Consider the following 16370-nt stretch of genomic DNA (forward strand, 5'->3'; position numbering starts at 1 on the left):
TTAATGAAAAACGAGAACCGGCTGTATGCCATGTTCGCGTGCGCAAATCTCTATATGCTGGCAATGGCAGGTCGAAGTTTCAGTGAGACCTGACAAGGGAGAAGTGCGCCCATTTCCGCAAAAGTGGGGATGAATCCAGTAATGTGGGCATCGAAATCCGGCACTAACAACCGGTCTGCAGCGTTCCCTTGCTCTCACTTGGCTTAAATCTCTGTTTACGCCATTTGTTCAGAGGTTCCTTAAATATGATTAATCGGGTAATGAACCGGCTCGTCGTTCATGAAGCGGACGGTTTCTTCTGCACATTTTCGGTTTAACTCTTCCGCGGACTCTTTGGAATACCAACCCATATGCGGGGTTACCACTACGTTGGAAAATTCAAAGATCGGGCTGCCTTTGGAGAGCGGCTCATGCGCAACTACATCCAAGCCGGCGCCTGCAAGCTTTCCGGACGACAGTGCCTGTACCAAAGCCTGCTCGTCAACAAGACCACCGCGAGCAACATTAATGAAGTATGAACCTTCCTTCATTTTTGCAAACGCGGCGTCATTCATCATTTCTTTTGACTGTTCCGTTAGGGCACAGTGAAGTGAAAGGATATCCGCCTGCGCAAGCACTTCATCCATGGACTTATATCCTATGAAGTCCGGGAAACTGTATCCATCCTGTCCGTACTTGACATCATAAGCAATGACTTTGCAGCCCAGCGTATGGACTCTTTTCGCAAAGGCGACACCGATTCTTCCGGTTCCGATAATACCGACCGTACTGCAGGCAAGCCGCTTGACAGGAATAGCCTCCTGATAATCCCAGATTCCTTTTCTGGTCATGTTGCCGATCATATGAATCTTGCGTACAAGTGAAAGCATCAGTGCGAGCGCCTGATCTGCCACTTCATTTGTCCCGTAATCCGGAACGTTGCAAACCTGCACACCGTATTTCGTCGCGATCGGAACATCGACATTGTCCACACCAACGCCATAACGCACAATCATCTTCAAAGTGGGAATCGCTTTGAAAACAGTCTCGTTCATGGGTGCGTACTGATTGAGAAAACATACGGCTCCCTGACACTGATCAATGACTTCCTGCTCTGTTTTGCAATGCAGCCACTTAAAATCGAATCCGGATTTTTTAAAAACATCACGTTCCGTTTCAACATCTTTATGGTCACAGTCACAAATGATAATCTTTGGATTTTCCATAGATAGCAATCCTTTCTTTGTTTCAAAAAATCCGTCGCGGATATTAAACGGTTACCAGGCCCAGCATCTTCGGAATCCACAAACTTAAATCCGGAATAAATGTTACCATCAACAGCGTAATAAGTACAACGAAGAAAAATGGCAACAGCGTTTTAATAACACTTTCGATTTTGACATCGGCAATTTTGCATCCGGTGAATAGGATCGCGCCGACCGGAGGTGTAATTGTGCCAACACAAAGGTTCATCACGATCATCAGGCCAAACTGCACCGGGTGCATTCCGAAGCTCTGGCAGATCGGCAAAAAAATCGGGGTGAAAATCAGTACGGCCGGAGTCGGATCCATAAATGTTCCGACAATCAGCAAAATGACGTTCATAATGAGCAAGATCGGAACAAAGTTATGGCTTACGCTCAGCAGACTGCTCGCAATCAGCTGCGGGATTTTTGTAAAGGACATAACCCATGACATTATGGAGGAGACGCATACCATGAATTCAACGATAGCAGTTGTTTTAACTGATTCCAATAAAATTCTGGGCAAGTCTTTCACTTTAATGGTGCGATAAATAAAACTAAGCACCAAAGAATAAACCACTGCGATCGCGGAGCCTTCCGTCGCAGTGAAAACACCGCCCAGAATACCACCGATGACAATAACAATCAGTAAAAGGCTTGGAATTCCGTCTAAAAATGTTTTTAATGCTTCTTTTACAGAATATCTTTCTGTATTAACATAGCCGCGTTTTTTTGCCATAAAGGCCACAAGGATCATGCAGCCGATACCCCATAAAACACCCGGAATATAACCCGCCATAAATAGGGCGGCAATTGACACGGAACCGGCGACTGTTGAATAAACAATCATCAAGTTGCTGGGGGGAATCATCATGCCGGTCGGGCCGGAAGCGATATTTACGGCCGCCGAAAACTCCTTGGTATAGCCTTCTTTTTCCTCGAGCGGTTCTAGAATGCCGCCCATAGCCGCTGCAGCGGCAACACCGGAACCTGAAATGGCACCGAAAAGCATGTTTGCGACAATGTTGGTTTGAGCTAAACATCCGGGTAAACGATGGGCAAGAATCTTTGCGCAGCCGATTAGCCTTTTCGCAATGCCGCCGTTATTCATAATATTTCCTGCCAGAATAAAAAACGGAATAGCAAGCAGCGCAAAAGAATTTGCGCCTGTAAAAACGCGCTGCGCGGAAGTAATCATAGACTGATGAAATGGAAGGATCGCCAGCATTGCCAATGTGGAACTGGCTCCGATGCTGATTGCAATCGGCATGCCGAGAGCCAGAGTAATGACAATGCCAATCACCATGATCAGACCGGCAATAGCAGCAGTATTCATACGTAGTCCTCCTACTTAGCGAGACTCGACTTCAGCGGATGGCGCACGATACTGATGCACCAAGCTGATGACGTTATAAATGACGTAAAATAAAATAATAATACCGCAGAAAGGAATTGCGGAATAAATCCAGCCTACCGGAATCTGCAAGGCAGCATCCAACGTAGTCATCTGCTTCATAGCACCGCCATAACCGCCTACAATCATAACGGTCCAGGCAAAGGCAGCTATGACAATCTCCGTTAAAATTTCCACAGCAAGACGCGGAGCTCCGGACATTTTATCCTTTAGAATGGTAATGGCCAAATGCTCCCGAAGCCCGAACACATAGGCACTGCCGAACATAACGAGCCATACGAACAGATTTTGCGCAAGGATTTCGGAAAAAGCACTGGGTTTATTGAAAAAATAACGTGTAATAACCTGATAAGTTACCAGAACGGTCATGAAGGCAAGAATGATAACGCAGCACCATTCCATTACCTTATCCACAACTTTTTTAATTGAAATTAGCGTGTTCATAGAAGGGAGCCTCCTTATGGTCACGGGTTTGCCCGAGAAGGCCTGCGGAAAACCGCAGGCCTTCTCGGCTTCAATCCCAAATTACCTTATTTAATTTTTTGGATCTCTGCATAAATTTTTTTGGTCATGTCGCTGCGGTTGGCAGTTTTGTCAATTAAAGGCTTCATTGCTGTTTTGAACGGAGTAATATCAACATCAAAGAATTTTGCTCCGCCCGCTTCAGCTTCCTTCTTGCATTTTGCTGTTTCTTCATCTGCCATGGAGAACATGCTTTCAATAGATTCGTTTGAAAGTTTCTTCATTGCGGCGTGGTCAGAGTTGCTCATTTTTTTCAGAACATCGCTGTTGATGACGAGCAGGTCCGGAATCATCAAATGATTTGTAAAAGAATAATATGGAGCAACTTCGTAATGTTTCAATTCAGTATAGGTAATAATATTATTCTCACCGCCGTTGATGGTATGAGCCTGAATCGCCGAGTAGACGTCGCCCTGGCTCATTGCGGTGCCAACTCCTCCCATCAGATTCAGCATCTGAACCATAGTGTCGGACTGCATTACGCGAATTTTCTCACCGGACAAATCTGCCGGAATCTTAATCTGCTTGTCCGTATAAATGGAACGGGGGCCAAGGCTGTAAGCAGCCAAAACATCAAATCCCGATTTTTCCGTAGTTGCAAACAGATCGTCCAAAGCACCGGACTCAAACAATTTTTTCTGTTGATCTTGAGTATCAAACATGTAAGGGCACCCAATTACACCAAAATCGGAGTTAACATTCTCAGCCAAAGAATTTGCAATAATTGCCATCTCAATGGCGCCGTTTTCAACGAGTTCAAGAGAATCTTTCTGAGAACCAAGCAACTCATTGGGCGAAACTTCAATAGAATAACGCCCCTCGGTAGCGTCGTAAAGCTTGTCGCTCATTTCCTGAACGGCCTTGAATTCAGGATTGTCGTTTGACTGGTTGAAAGAACATTTTAAAACCGTTTTGCCAACCTTTCCGGAGCTGGTAGAACCTGCGGATGCGGTCGATGCCGTAGAAGCGACACCCGAACCTGCTGCAGAACTTGCAGGGGCACTGCTGCAGGCAGTGGCAGAAACCATCATAGCTCCCGCTAGCAACAGCGATAATACGGATTTTTTTCTAATCATAACTTTTTCCTCCAATATAACTAAAATAATATGAGTCCAGCTGAAACCAGTCAGAAACAACAAAGGATAAAATGTGATGGGGAATAGCTGATAGTTTTTATAAACAGCAATAAAAATATAGTTATTTTACTAGTTAACCGTTATACGAAATCGGTAAATAAAAAGCCCGAAAAAAAAGCCTGATTTATTCAGGTTATATTTTTTACATTTTGCTAACTAAAATTTATCCAACCTCGAACGCAAATTTATCCTACCTCATCATTTTGGATTTGTCAATCGTTTTTAAACATATTGCCCTAATTTTAGTATTATTTACAATAAAATAAAACGTAATTGTCTATTAAGGAGATTTTTATTTTCCAAATCATCAAACGTAAAACTGCAATTTTTTATAATTTATAACGAAATTAAGTCTGTCTGCTATGGTCTTCCTGTTTTCTGAAAGGTGACAGATCATAGCAAACTTTGCTCCCTGTGGATATGTTGCCGAATTGCAGTGACTTACCGTTGATGAAAGCGAAATGTATTCTCGCGCAATATTAATTTTTTAACCTTTTCGCACTGTAAACCTATTCGGTGAATGTCTTCCTCAGTTGCCCGGACTGCCGCAATAGATGCAACTTCAGGTTCAATGATCAAACGAACCTCCAAAAGGTGCAAGGCAAGGTTTTTGTCTTTTTGGCAAACATGAATCCGCGCGGATCCGACGGAACACCCAGACCTTTGGGCGACAAACAAGAAAGCATAACATAAATCAAGCTCCGCATATAAATATGACACGGGGTGATCATTTTGAGCAAATTAAAGAATAATTTCTGGAGTAATACCATCCCTGTGTTTGTATTAATTATTTGCTGCATTGCATTTTTAATGCTATCGTTTCTCTCCTATCGCCGAATCGACCAAATCGCCTCTACGCTTGAAAGCAGCCAGGCGCCGAAGACCGTGGTAATTGACGCGGGCCACGGCGGGGAAGACGGAGGAGCCTCCGGCAGTTCCGGAATCCCTGAAAAAGAGATTAACCTGTCAATTTCAAAGGATCTGGAGCAGCTTCTAACCGTTTCAGGTTATCATGTTGTTATGACTCGAACAAGCGATACCTCGATCGGTGACAATACTCTCGGAACCATCCGTGAGAGAAAAGTAAGCGATATGCATGAAAGGTTAAAAATTCTGCAAAAGCAGGGAAACTGTATTTTTATCAGCATTCACCAAAACTATTTTACTCAAAGCCAATATAACGGCACCCAAATTTTCTATTCAAAGAATAATGCGGAAAGCAAGCCCCTTGCGGAAGATCTTCGTGCCAAAGTAATGGAATTATTGCAGAAAGATAACAAAAGACAGGCAAAACCGGCAACAAGTTCCATTTTTTTGTTATGGGAGGCGAAAGTTCCCGCTGTTCTGGTCGAGTGCGGTTTTTTATCAAACGCGGAGGAAGAAACCAAGCTGAAGGATCCTGTTTACCAGAAAAAAATCGCTTTTGCAATTTACAGCGGCTTTTTAGACTATTGTTCCGGGATTCGGCAACCTTCTTGAATTATCAGAAACAGTCGAATATAATGAATACAATAATATTAAAACGACAGGATGGGGAAGATGGGCGGAAAAATCAAGAGTGTTTATGTTTGCTCGGAATGTGGTTTGGAATCTCCCAAATGGTACGGAAAATGTCCCGGCTGCGGCCAATGGAATACAATGACCGAAGAGGTAGTGCAGCCCGTTACGAAAAAAGCGGTCGGTCAGAGCGGATTAAGGAGATCCCTTCCTCAGGCAGTCGCTCTTTGCGCGCTTTCCGCATCCGAAGAAGAAAGGTATCATACGGGAATGAGTGAACTGGACCGTGTGCTGGGGGGCGGAATCGTAAAGGGTTCGCTGATTCTAGTCGGCGGGGAACCGGGTATCGGGAAATCAACCATTCTTCTTCAAATTTGTCAGTATTTGGGGCAATCCCTGAAAATTCTTTATGTTTCAGGAGAAGAATCAGGGCGTCAGATCAAACTCCGCGCGGAACGGCTTGGGGTTACCTGTGAAAATCTTTACATATTGACCGAAACGGACATTCAGGCGATTATAGAACAGGTCCGTGAACAAAAACCGGACCTTGTCATGATCGATTCGATTCAAACAATGAATTTTACGGATTTAAATTCTTCCCCGGGAAGCGTAACACAGGTAAGAGAATGTACGAATGCAATTATGCGTGCGGCCAAAACACTGGAAATTCCGGTTATCATTGTCGGTCACGTCAACAAAGACGGAGCCATCGCGGGGCCTAAGGTTCTGGAGCATATTGTCGACGCGGTTCTTTACTTTGAGGGTGATCGGCAAATGTCATACAGAATGCTTCGGGCGATTAAAAACCGTTACGGCTCCACAAATGAAATCGGTGTCTTCGAGATGGAGGAAGACGGGCTCCACCCGGTGGACAACCCGTCAAAAGCAATGCTGTCAGGCCGGCCTAGTCATGTTTCCGGCACCTGTGTCACCTGCGTGATGGAAGGGTCGCGGCCGATCTTAGCTGAAATTCAGGGATTAGCGACAACTTCCGGTTATGGAACCCCCCGCCGTATGGCTACCGGCTTTGACTATAACCGAATGTCTCTCCTGCTTGCAGTCCTTGAAAAACGGGCCGGATACTATTTTTCGAATCTTGACGCTTATGTAAACGTCGTGGGAGGATTAAGATTGGATGAACCGGCCTGCGATCTTGCAGTCGCGCTTGCTCTTGTTTCAAGCCTGAAAAATAAGCCGCTCAACGATTCCGCAATCGTATTCGGCGAAATTGGACTTGCGGGCGAATTACGTTCCGTTACGCATAGCGACGCCCGCATCAGTGAAGCAAAACGCCTGGGATTTGAATCCTGCATTCTTCCATATCACAGTCTGAACAGAATCCGTAACAAATGGAGCGGAATCCAGCTGATTGGCGTCAAAAATGTGAGGGAGGCGTTTGAGGCCGCGATTGAATGATATCGTCCGGAGAGCGGGGAGTCACTTTGATACAGTGCACGCACCCGTCGCCGGTGTAGTTTGTGATGGCTGATGGCGTTTCCAGGGTACAGTAACCGTCACGCTGATAGATGCAGTCTACATCACATTGAATGATGCTCATGAAAAATCACCTCAACAGTATTGTGTTGAGTTTAAAAAAATTTATTCAAGGCAACTTTTCTGCAGGACGTTATAATTTTCATCTCTCCTCACAAAATAACCTGAGATGGGGGAATGAAAATGAAACGTTTTGTAATGCTTTTCGCTTTTACGCTCATTGCTGCAGCTGCTATTTTTACAGCCGGCAATGTCATCAAAAATTCCATTTTGAAGATTGACGTAATCAAACTGGAACCGGAATCACAAGTCGAGTCTATTACCTGTACAGGAAAAGTGGAAGAGATCTCCGACGGAAACGTATATGCGCCGGCCAATTCCATTTCAAAAAAAATCTATGTGAAAACGGGCCAGCAGGTTGAAAAAGGGCAGGCCTTAATGGTGGTAACGGCAACCTCAGCAGCGGATTCAGCGTACGAAACGTATTCTCCCTACGTCTCCGACGAACAGATGACTCAACAAAAAACGCAAACATTATTAGCTCCCGTCAGCGGTACGGTGGCTTCCATCTCTGTACCGGATACCGGCTATTATATTGATTCCACAAAGCCTGCGGTTACGATTCAAGACTCGTCTGCGCTGCAGGTCCGTTTGAGTGTGAACGAGTCACAGATTGCCGACATTAAAACGGGTCAGAAAGCGGAAATAAGCGGCGTTGGGTTTAAGAATTCCTGTTATTCCGGAACAGTAAAGGAAATATCGAGTGAAGCCAAGCAGATGCAGACTGCCTCCGGGCAGAATACCGTTGTTGAGGTTCTGGTCAGCGTAGACAATCCGAAAGAAGACATTAAACCCGGATTTACAGCAAAGGCAAAAATCATAACTTCCAATGATTCCTCCGTTCTGGTCGCGCCATACAGCGCCGTTCAGGCTGATGATAACGGAAACGAATATGTGCTGTGTGTTTCCGGCGGCAGAACGGTAAAAACTCCCGTGAAAACCGGACGAGAATTTGACAGCGGCTTCGAAATCATATCCGGCGTTTCCAAAGGGGATTGTATTGTAACGGATGCGGAAAATCTTACGGAAGGCGAACATGTCGTACCCGTCATGAGCAAGGCGGTGAATGCGCCGTGATTGATTACCTGAAATCTGCTTTCCGGAATCTGGGACGAAAAAGCGCCAGAACCTTTTTGACCATATTGGGCATCGTGATCGGAGTTTCTTCCGTAATTATCGTTGCCAGTATCAGTCAGTGCGGAACAAATTCCTTAAACTCGGAGCTGGACAGTCTCGGACTCAGCGGCTTGTCGATTACCACAAAAAAGGGAAAGAACGTCTCGCTTACCTCAGGAGATTTAAATTCGATTCGAAAAATCAGTCAGGTTCAGCAGGCTTCCCCAATTCTTGTGGAAAACACCAATATTACCCTTCGGAAAGGCACCACAACCGCATTGCTTTGGGGCATTGACACCAAGGCAAGCGATATCATTTCCGTAAAGGTTCTTTATGGCCGTCTGTTCAATAAGAGAGATGTCAATGCCTGTGCAAACGTTTGTTTGGTGGACAAAGAATTTTCCAGAAGCGCTTACCAAAGAAGCAACATCATAGGCAAAAGTATTTCTTTTCAATGCGGCGGTATTGAGCAGGCATTTACCGTCGTTGGTGTAGTCAAGACCGGAACCGGCCTTTTGCAGAATCTGATCGGCGATTATATTCCTACATTTGTATATGTTCCTTATACGACCGTCCAGGCTTCAGCCGGCCGCAGCGATTTCGACGAGATAGCGGTTAAAATCAAAGCGGGGGATAGCGCTGAAAATGTGGGGAAGATGATTGTCAGTAATTTAGACGCCAGCAATGGTACTGAAGACGCGTTCGTTTCCAATAACCTTGCAAAGCAAAAAGACGGGTTAATACAGATTCTCGATCTTGTAACATTAATTCTGTCTGCGGTGGGTTCCATATCATTACTGGTCGCAAGCCTGAGCATTATGACGGTAATGCTTGTGTCGGTAAACGAAAGGACCAGGGAGATAGGCATTAAAAAGGCGCTGGGCGCTACCCGTGGAGCTATTATGCTGGAATTCTTGTTTGAAGCCGCGCTGATTTCCGTAATCGGTTGCATTCTTGGAATAGGGGTTGGGTATTTAGTCTCTTTCGCCGGGGCATCCTACCTTCATGTAATACTCAGCATCCGAACGGACATTATTTTACTGGCAACAGGTTTTTCTGTTCTTACCGGTATTATTTTCGGCGTTTATCCGGCTTATAAGGCAGCATGTTTGAAACCGGTAGACGCATTGAGGCAGGAGTAATCATGCGTTTTCTGAAAATCCCGAATCTTCCGGAGTCGGACGTCGTTTTGGCAGCCGTCTCCCATACATATCCCGGTATTCTGTCGGGGCTAACCGGTCTTGGTGTCAAAGTAATTCCCGTGCAACCGGCAAAGTTTCTTGAGCCCCCGGTACAGAGCCACGCGGACCTGTTGTGCCAGCCTTTGGGAGCTAACCGAATCATTGCGGCAAAAGGGGAAGAATCCCTGAAATTGGCATTAGAAAATTACGGATTTCGCATTGCGGAATCAGCTTTCATGATCGAAAGTCCTTATCCGAAGGACTGCGCTTTAAATGCGGCCCGCATCGGAAAATTTCTAATTGCAAATAAAAAAATTATCGATCCGAATCTTTTGTATTATTCAAATAAAGAAAATATAAAATTTGTTGACGTCAGACAGGGATACGCAAAATGCTCGGTAGCGATAGCAGACGAAAAATCCATTATTACAGCGGATTGCGGAATCCAGGCGGCAGCATTGAAGGCCGGTTTCAGCGTACTGAAAATTCAGCCTGGATTCATTAAACTCGCGGGATTTCCTTATGGCTTTTTGGGCGGAGCCTGCGGTCTGATCGGAAAAAGAAAAATAGCATTTGCCGGCAATCCAGTTTATCATCCGGATTACCAAAAAATCAAAGAATTTCTTGACTGTAGAAAAATTGAAATCATTTCTCTCTACGACGGACCTCTTTTAGACGTCGGAGGAATTATCCCTTTGATGGAACGGTAGGAAATAAAGAATCTTGACAGAAATAAAAAAGCGGGATATAATTATACAAAATAAATATTTTGTATAATTCAGGGGACTCAAAAGCCTAAAAATAGGATTTTATTCGATTTGTGAAAGGATTCGTAACTAAATGAAACCTGAAATGCTTGCAGAGGCACCGCCGGTAGTCCGTGAATTTCTGGGCTACATTGGTACAATTCGCGGAAAATCACCGAAAACTGTTGAAGAATACTATCTTGATCTACGTACGTTTTTTCGTTACATAAAACTGCAGCGCGGATTGGTTCCGCCGGGCACGAAATTTGAGGAGATAAAAATTTCCGATGTTACGATTGATCTGATCAAAACAATCGATTTGACGCAGGTATTCGAATATATGAATTATCTGAGTTCCGAACGCAGCAACAGTTCGGCCACCAGATCGCGAAAAGTGTCAAGTCTCCGCAGTTTTTTTAAATACCTGACCAACAAAGCAGGAAAACTTGAAAATAACCCTGTCAAAGAACTGGAAACCCCCAAAACAAAAAAATCGCTTCCAAAGTATTTGTCGCTTGAGCAAAGTTTGGAACTTCTGTCAAAAGTTGAAGGAAAAACAAGGGAAAGAGATTATTGCATTTTAGTCCTTTTCTTAAATTGCGGGATGCGCCTTTCAGAGCTTGTAGGTCTGAATTTAACGGATCTTCACGAAGGAAATTCCACTGTAAAAATAACCGGCAAAGGCAACAAGGAACGTATTGTTTATTTGAACGAAGCATGCCACGATGCAATAAAACGTTATTTGGCTGTGCGCCCACGGGAAGGCTTAATTGATAAGAACGCTCTGTTTATCAGCGGACAGAGAAAAAGGATCAGCCCCAAAACCGTTCAGTATCTGGTTAAAAAATATCTGTCTGAAATTGATTTAGGCGGACCCGGCTATTCCGTACATAAGCTCCGCCATACGGCTGCCACATTAATGTACCAACACGGGCACGTTGATATTCGAGTCTTAAAGGACATTCTGGGGCATGAGAATCTAAGCACGACCGAAATTTACACGCATCTTTCAAGTGAACAGATGGAAACAGCCGCGCAGGCCAATCCTCTTTCTCATGTGAAGCAAAGAGGCCCTCTTATTAACAAGGAGAATAAAAAATAAAGGGGCGGTTTTCACCCCCCTTTATGCTTTATTTCTCAAGAAGCTATTCCTTTTTATCGGATTCACCCCGGAGACTGTTCTGGTATGGCTGAATCATTGTTTTGTCAACCAACGGATAGATTGTAAAATTAATCAGAAACATTCCGAAAGAAAAAAACAACGTTAATACAAATACGATCCCAATCATTAAACTGAGCGCCATAATCTGAGACAAATAAAGAATCAGCGTCAAAGCTGCCAATAATACGGTAATCAAAATATTACGCCATAATCCGATAATTGAAAAGATTAATGCGTTCTTGTAAATTTGCAGAAGATTTAAGTCAAATGTGACAGCCATGAGTGGAACATAATATTGAGCAAATATCAGTAAAAATGCTATTGCGATGCACAGGCATAAAGCAACCGCATATAAAGTTCCATCCATAAGTTTATGATAATAAAATCGAATCGAAACGCTGAGCACCAAATACAGAAGAATACAAACAACTCCGTTTGCCAGAAACATCTTCCAATTTTGTTTTATCGCATCGAAAAAATCTCCCATTAAAAACGCGTGTTCTTCACGGGCATAATTTCTTGTTACAAAAGTCAGACCCGCTAAAAACGGTGATATCAGCAGGATGGATATGATGACCAGCAAATAATCAGGAATCAGATTTCGAAGCAAATACGTGATTGCCAGCGCTATGACAACAAAAACAGAGAATAGAAGATTCAGTTCTATCAGCTGAGTAAACTTTCGAAAAAAAATCGCAAAGAAACGGAGAAACGCATTCTTTTTCGGCTCGTCTTTCCTTACGCCGGGGCCAGGTTTATTATAGTCAATGTGAAAAAGTCCCAAAAAGTATCTCTCCCCTACCCTAATTTAGCCCTGGGATGGCATTGATTATACACTTCCTTGCAATGATCATTTAATAGATGGACATAAACCTGTGTGGACGATATGTCGGCATGACCCATCATTGCCTGAATATCCTTCAGTTCAGCCCCGTTCTCCAGAAGATGAAGCGCAAAAGAATGGCGCAAGGTGTGCGGTGTAATTTCTTTCACAATTTTGGCCTGTTCCGCATACCCCTTTACGATCTTCCAAAAGCCTTGGCGGGTTAACCGCCGCCCGTTCAGGTTGACAAACAAGGCCTGTCCCCCCGCGGGAGTGATCATATGGGAACGCACCCTGACAATGTAATCGGATATTGCGCTGATCGCGGTGGGATATACCGGAATAACACGCTCGCTCCGGGCCGTGCTGCACCGCAGCATTCCGGTTCGCAGATTTATGCTGCCGATATCCAAATCCACCAACTCGGTTGCCCGGATCCCCGTCGCATAAAGAAGTTCCAGCATCGCCTTATCGCGGCATCCTTTCGGCTCTCTGGTATCCGGCTGCGATAACAGCAGTTCAATTTCTTTTCCGCTTAATATCTGTGGAAATTTTTTTTCGATTTTCTCCAGGTGAATTGCTTTTGCCGGATTAACCGTAGTATAGCCGAAAAGAACCATATACTGATAAAAGCATCGAATGGATGCAATATTTCGCGTGATAGTTGCGTCGGACTTTTTGTTCTGTTTCATGTCCTTAATGTAAGAGTTGATTTGATCCGCATCAACCGACGCCGGATCATCCCTCCCATTTTGGGTCAAATAAGAAATAAAATGTTCCACATCTCTTACATACGACTCCAGTGTATTCGCTGAAACCGATTTCTGGTTCACTAAATAATCACTGAAACTTGAACAAAAATCCTTCATTTTGTTCTATCTCCTCAATTTTGTTAAAAAGAAAACAGGCCGCCGAAACAGGCGGATAAAAGCAAATCAATCAGTGCCGATAAAAAAGCGACTCCCAAAATGGCGCCGAATTGCAAAACGTAAATTTTCAGCTTTGCTTGGTTTATCGTTTTGGATCCGCAGGATGCCAGCAGACGGGAAAAACCAATTCCCTCCCTGGCAGCAAGTAAAACCGATATGCAGCAGACTAAAGCTCCGGGCAATATCACGACCAGATTAAATAAAATCCCAAGCCCGCCGTAAGCCGCGTAAAGGTACCCGGAAGTAAGCCCCAGTCCAAATCCTCTGAAAAAAGGAATAAACGGGATCAGCAGCACTCCCCACATGGAAAGACCGCATAAAAAACATGCGAAAACGAAAAGGAAAGCCGAAGCAAAAGACGCTGTAAAAATGGAAAGGAAAGAAGCGGTCAGGCGCGCTTTAAAATTTCCGGCAAAAAGAAAATCCATCCGCTCCAACGCCTGCGTATCCGCATTTCTAGCGTAAACGGCCCCCACGGCCATTCCCACCAAAAACACAAGCGCCAGAAGTACCAGTTCCCAGTTCAGACGTGCCGCTTTCAACATCTCACGCCCGCAGAATGTTGAATTTTTACGAATTCCGCGGGCAACAACAATTACCCTGCTCATACTCATACATTCCTCCCAACGGAGCACCTATCAAAATGTATGAGGGACAAACGGATTCTATGTTTACTTTCCCAGTTCAATCGCTCGCTCAGTACAAGCTTTCATTGCTGCATCGATAACCTTTTCGAATTGACTCTTCTTCAAAACATCCAGTGCCGCAATCGTTGTGCCTCCCTTGGAAGAAACCTTCCGAATCAGCTCATCCGGCGTATTTCCCGAATCCAAAAGCATTTTAGCACTGCCCTCCAGCGTCTGGCAGAAAAGAGGAAGCGATATGCCCGGCTCTATTCCCTGCTTCTGCGCGCTTTCGATTACCGCTTTGGCAAACAGATAGATATAAGCCGGGCTGCTGCCGTTTACGCTGATGACAGCGTCCATTTGGCTTTCGACAATCTGTGAAACGATACCGCAGGAAGAAAAAAGATTCAAAACCAACTGATAGGCAAGGTCCGTTACATTTTCGGTTCTGCAGACAGCAGTAGCACCCTTGCCCAATAAAAGCGGAGTGTTCGGCATTGCGCGTATCACAGGACAACTACAGGCAAGAGCGCCTGTAATGGACTCCGAAGAGATGCCGGCCGCAATAGAGACCAAAGTCTTTGTTTCATTGACCGCCGGACGGATTTCCGAAAGCATCTCAGGAAAACTTTGGGGTTTTACGGCGAGAAAAATAATATCGCATGTTCTGACCAGATCGAGGGCCGAATTCACGGTCAAAACGCCCGCCTTACGGTGCAGGTTCTCCCTTTTTTCCTGATGAATATCAAATACGTAGATGTGATCCGCAGGAAAAGTGTTTGCTTGGACGACACCACAAACAATGGCGGACGTCATGTTTCCGCCTCCGATAAATCCAACTTTCTGAAATTCCATTATCTTCCTCCGGACGATTTTATATCTTTATACTAAACCAATTCGCAACTCGAATCAATACAAAAAATTACAGGATTTTCATTTTTATAAATTATGTAAAAATTCGACCCGCAAATTTATGTAAACCCATAAAAATGAGACCAGATCTGAAACTTATTTTTGATCTGCCAGAGCCGCCTGAATCATAATAGCACATTCAAGCCTCTTCTTTTCCAGCGAACAGGAAATGGCGTGCGGCTTATGAATATCTCCCGCGTACTGAAGGTTGTTTGCGTTACAGCCGCCGCTGCAGTAAAATTTCGCCCAGCAGTTTTTGCACTCCGGCTTGGAGTAAACATTGGCTAACGCAAAGCTGTCCTTCATATCGGTATTCAGACTGCCGTCCAAGACACTGCCCATTTTCCATTCTTCCTGACCCACGAACTGATGACATGGATAAATATCCCCCGTGGGGGTTATCGCTACATATTCGTTCCCGCAGCTGCAGCCGCGCAGCCTTCTGATGGCACAGGGGCCCTGGTCCAAATCTATCATAAAGTGGTAAAAGTCAAACTCTTTTCCCTCTTTACTGCGCTGAATAATCAAATTGGATAGTGTTTCATATTCCTCGAAAATTCTGGGCAAGTCCTCTTCCTTGACGGAATAATCCAGTTTTTCTTCAGAAACAACCGGTTCCATGGAAATTTCATTGAAGCCCAGATCCAGCAAATGCTGAATGTCCTTTGTAAAATCCAGATTATATTTCGTAAAAGTTCCCCTGACGTAATAATCCTTATCTTTGCTGCGCTCCTTTACCAGCTTTTGAAATTTTGGCAAGACGCTGTCATAGCACCCAGATCCGTCCACTCTGACTCGAAGCCTGTCATGGACACTCTTTCTGCCGTCAAAGGATAAAATACAGTTTGACATTTCGCGATTAATAAAATCAATCTTATCGTCACTTAACAGCAGACCGTTCGTCGTAATGGTAAATCGAAAGTTCTTGTCATATTTTTTTTCAATACTGCGCGCGTATTCCACAGTTTTTTTCACTACGTCAAAATTCATCAGCGGTTCGCCGCCAAAAAAATCGACCTCAAGATTATGACGCCCTTTTGATTTCTCAACTAAAAAATCGATTGCGCTTTTTGCAACCTCAAACGGCATCAGCATTCTTTCTCCGCCAAAATCGCCCTGAGCAGCAAAACAATATTCGCACCTAAGATTGCAGTCGTGCGCAATATTCAGACACATGGACTTAATTGGCGCGCTTTTCAGCATAGCCGCAAATTTTTCATACTCATCCGGAGAATACAGCTGGCCTTTCCTGTTAAGCTCCCGTATTTCCTCATATGCTTCCCGCACGGTATCTTCATCATAACGGTCCTTTAAAGCGTCCGTCATCGCTTCAGGCGGATGCTCGGGGATCTCGCCTTCCTCCAAATAATCCAGCATGTCAAACGGAGCTTCGTCAAACAAATGCACGGCGCCGCTATTGGCGTCCAAAACGATATGATAGCCGTTTAAGGAATACTTGTGAATCATTTACATTTCTCCATCCGAACAAAATTTAAGGGACAGAATCCTGTCCCTTTTGCGGTTATTTC

The 16370-nt window shown here is 44.4% G+C and carries 16 protein-coding genes; 6 read left to right on the forward strand and 10 right to left on the reverse strand.

The features are described 5' to 3' along the window. Positions 1–239 precede the first annotated feature (239 nt). From CAFE_RS18565 to CAFE_RS20540, 5 genes are all read right to left on the reverse strand, one after another. Positions 240–1205, reverse strand: a complete 966-nt coding sequence (locus tag CAFE_RS18565) for a C-terminal binding protein (protein ID WP_066644228.1) — start codon at positions 1203–1205, stop codon at positions 240–242. A gap of 43 nt (positions 1206–1248) precedes the next feature. Then, positions 1249–2559 carry a TRAP transporter large permease gene (locus tag CAFE_RS18570; RefSeq protein WP_066644227.1) on the reverse strand — a complete coding sequence of 437 codons (1311 nt, stop codon included), beginning with the start codon at positions 2557–2559 and terminating at the stop codon, positions 1249–1251. A 15-nt stretch (positions 2560–2574) separates the two neighbouring features. Beyond that, the gene (locus CAFE_RS18575) at positions 2575–3081 is read right to left on the reverse strand and encodes a TRAP transporter small permease (RefSeq protein ID WP_066644226.1); all 507 of its coding nucleotides are present in this window, start codon (positions 3079–3081) and stop codon (positions 2575–2577) included. A gap of 86 nt (positions 3082–3167) precedes the next feature. Beyond that, on the reverse strand, positions 3168–4235 hold the full coding sequence (locus tag CAFE_RS18580; protein ID WP_066644225.1) for a TRAP transporter substrate-binding protein: 1068 nt from the start codon (positions 4233–4235) through the stop codon (positions 3168–3170). Between the two features lie 501 nt (positions 4236–4736). Continuing rightward, entirely contained in the window at positions 4737–5015 is a 279-nt protein-coding gene (locus CAFE_RS20540; protein WP_139104035.1) for an FCD domain-containing protein, read from the reverse strand. Positions 5016–5018: 3 nt separating this feature from the next. Here CAFE_RS20540 and CAFE_RS18590 point away from each other — a divergent pair, with 3 nt between their 5' ends. The 6 genes from CAFE_RS18590 (at position 5019) to CAFE_RS18615 (ending at position 11491) form a co-directional block, all read left to right on the forward strand. Then, positions 5019–5774 (forward strand): N-acetylmuramoyl-L-alanine amidase, encoded by a 756-nt coding sequence (locus CAFE_RS18590; protein ID WP_066644224.1) that lies wholly within the window; start codon positions 5019–5021, stop codon positions 5772–5774. A gap of 60 nt (positions 5775–5834) precedes the next feature. Then, the gene (gene radA / locus CAFE_RS18595) at positions 5835–7208 is read left to right on the forward strand and encodes a DNA repair protein RadA (RefSeq protein ID WP_066644223.1); all 1374 of its coding nucleotides are present in this window, start codon (positions 5835–5837) and stop codon (positions 7206–7208) included. Between the two features lie 261 nt (positions 7209–7469). Beyond that, entirely contained in the window at positions 7470–8423 is a 954-nt protein-coding gene (locus tag CAFE_RS18600) for an efflux RND transporter periplasmic adaptor subunit (protein ID WP_066644222.1), read from the forward strand. After that, entirely contained in the window at positions 8420–9604 is a 1185-nt protein-coding gene (locus tag CAFE_RS18605) for an ABC transporter permease (RefSeq protein ID WP_330594103.1), read from the forward strand. The genes CAFE_RS18600 and CAFE_RS18605 overlap by 4 nt, the downstream gene beginning before the upstream one ends. A 2-nt stretch (positions 9605–9606) precedes the next feature. Then, positions 9607–10353, forward strand: coding sequence for a DUF6873 family GME fold protein (locus CAFE_RS18610; protein WP_066644220.1), 747 nt, complete (start codon positions 9607–9609; stop codon positions 10351–10353). A 130-nt stretch (positions 10354–10483) separates the two neighbouring features. Further along, positions 10484–11491, forward strand: a complete 1008-nt coding sequence (locus CAFE_RS18615; protein WP_066644219.1) for a tyrosine recombinase XerC — start codon at positions 10484–10486, stop codon at positions 11489–11491. Positions 11492–11534: 43 nt separating this feature from the next. Here CAFE_RS18615 and CAFE_RS18620 read toward each other — a convergent pair whose 3' ends face one another. The 5 genes from CAFE_RS18620 to scfB form a co-directional block, all read right to left on the reverse strand. Next, complete coding sequence (locus CAFE_RS18620; RefSeq protein ID WP_156991421.1) at positions 11535–12335, reverse strand: DUF624 domain-containing protein; 801 nt, start codon at positions 12333–12335, stop codon at positions 11535–11537. 14 nt (positions 12336–12349) lie between these two features. Continuing rightward, positions 12350–13243: a tyrosine recombinase gene (locus CAFE_RS18625; RefSeq protein ID WP_066644217.1), complete on the reverse strand. Its 894-nt coding sequence runs from the start codon at positions 13241–13243 to the stop codon at positions 12350–12352. A gap of 23 nt (positions 13244–13266) precedes the next feature. Continuing rightward, positions 13267–13911: a stage II sporulation protein M gene (locus CAFE_RS18630; RefSeq protein ID WP_233452877.1), complete on the reverse strand. Its 645-nt coding sequence runs from the start codon at positions 13909–13911 to the stop codon at positions 13267–13269. 63 nt (positions 13912–13974) lie between these two features. Further along, positions 13975–14784: a pyrroline-5-carboxylate reductase gene (gene proC, locus CAFE_RS18635; RefSeq protein WP_066644216.1), complete on the reverse strand. Its 810-nt coding sequence runs from the start codon at positions 14782–14784 to the stop codon at positions 13975–13977. Between the two features lie 153 nt (positions 14785–14937). Then, positions 14938–16308 (reverse strand): thioether cross-link-forming SCIFF peptide maturase, encoded by a 1371-nt coding sequence (gene scfB / locus CAFE_RS18640; RefSeq protein WP_066644215.1) that lies wholly within the window; start codon positions 16306–16308, stop codon positions 14938–14940. Between the last annotated feature and the right edge of the window lie 62 nt (positions 16309–16370).

Source organism: Caproicibacter fermentans, assembly GCF_009746625.1.
Classification (GTDB): Bacteria; Bacillota; Clostridia; order Oscillospirales; family Acutalibacteraceae; genus Caproicibacter; species Caproicibacter fermentans.

Bases quoted from the DNA above. Each gene is read 5' to 3' on its own strand.
- CAFE_RS18565 (WP_066644228.1), bottom strand. From the start codon at position 1,205: ATGGAAAATCCAAAGATTATCATTTGTGACTGTGACCATAAAGATGTT.
- CAFE_RS18570 (WP_066644227.1), bottom strand. From the start codon at position 2,559: ATGAATACTGCTGCTATTGCCGGTCTGATCATGGTGATTGGCATTGTC.
- CAFE_RS18575 (WP_066644226.1), bottom strand. From the start codon at position 3,081: ATGAACACGCTAATTTCAATTAAAAAAGTTGTGGATAAGGTAATGGAA.
- CAFE_RS18580 (WP_066644225.1), bottom strand. From the start codon at position 4,235: ATGATTAGAAAAAAATCCGTATTATCGCTGTTGCTAGCGGGAGCTATG.
- radA (WP_066644223.1), top strand. From the start codon at position 5,835: ATGGGCGGAAAAATCAAGAGTGTTTATGTTTGCTCGGAATGTGGTTTG.
- CAFE_RS18600 (WP_066644222.1), top strand. From the start codon at position 7,470: ATGAAACGTTTTGTAATGCTTTTCGCTTTTACGCTCATTGCTGCAGCT.
- CAFE_RS18610 (WP_066644220.1), top strand. From the start codon at position 9,607: ATGCGTTTTCTGAAAATCCCGAATCTTCCGGAGTCGGACGTCGTTTTG.
- CAFE_RS18615 (WP_066644219.1), top strand. From the start codon at position 10,484: ATGAAACCTGAAATGCTTGCAGAGGCACCGCCGGTAGTCCGTGAATTT.
- CAFE_RS18625 (WP_066644217.1), bottom strand. From the start codon at position 13,243: ATGAAGGATTTTTGTTCAAGTTTCAGTGATTATTTAGTGAACCAGAAA.
- CAFE_RS18630 (WP_233452877.1), bottom strand. From the start codon at position 13,911: ATGAGCAGGGTAATTGTTGTTGCCCGCGGAATTCGTAAAAATTCAACA.
- proC (WP_066644216.1), bottom strand. From the start codon at position 14,784: ATGGAATTTCAGAAAGTTGGATTTATCGGAGGCGGAAACATGACGTCC.
- scfB (WP_066644215.1), bottom strand. From the start codon at position 16,308: ATGATTCACAAGTATTCCTTAAACGGCTATCATATCGTTTTGGACGCC.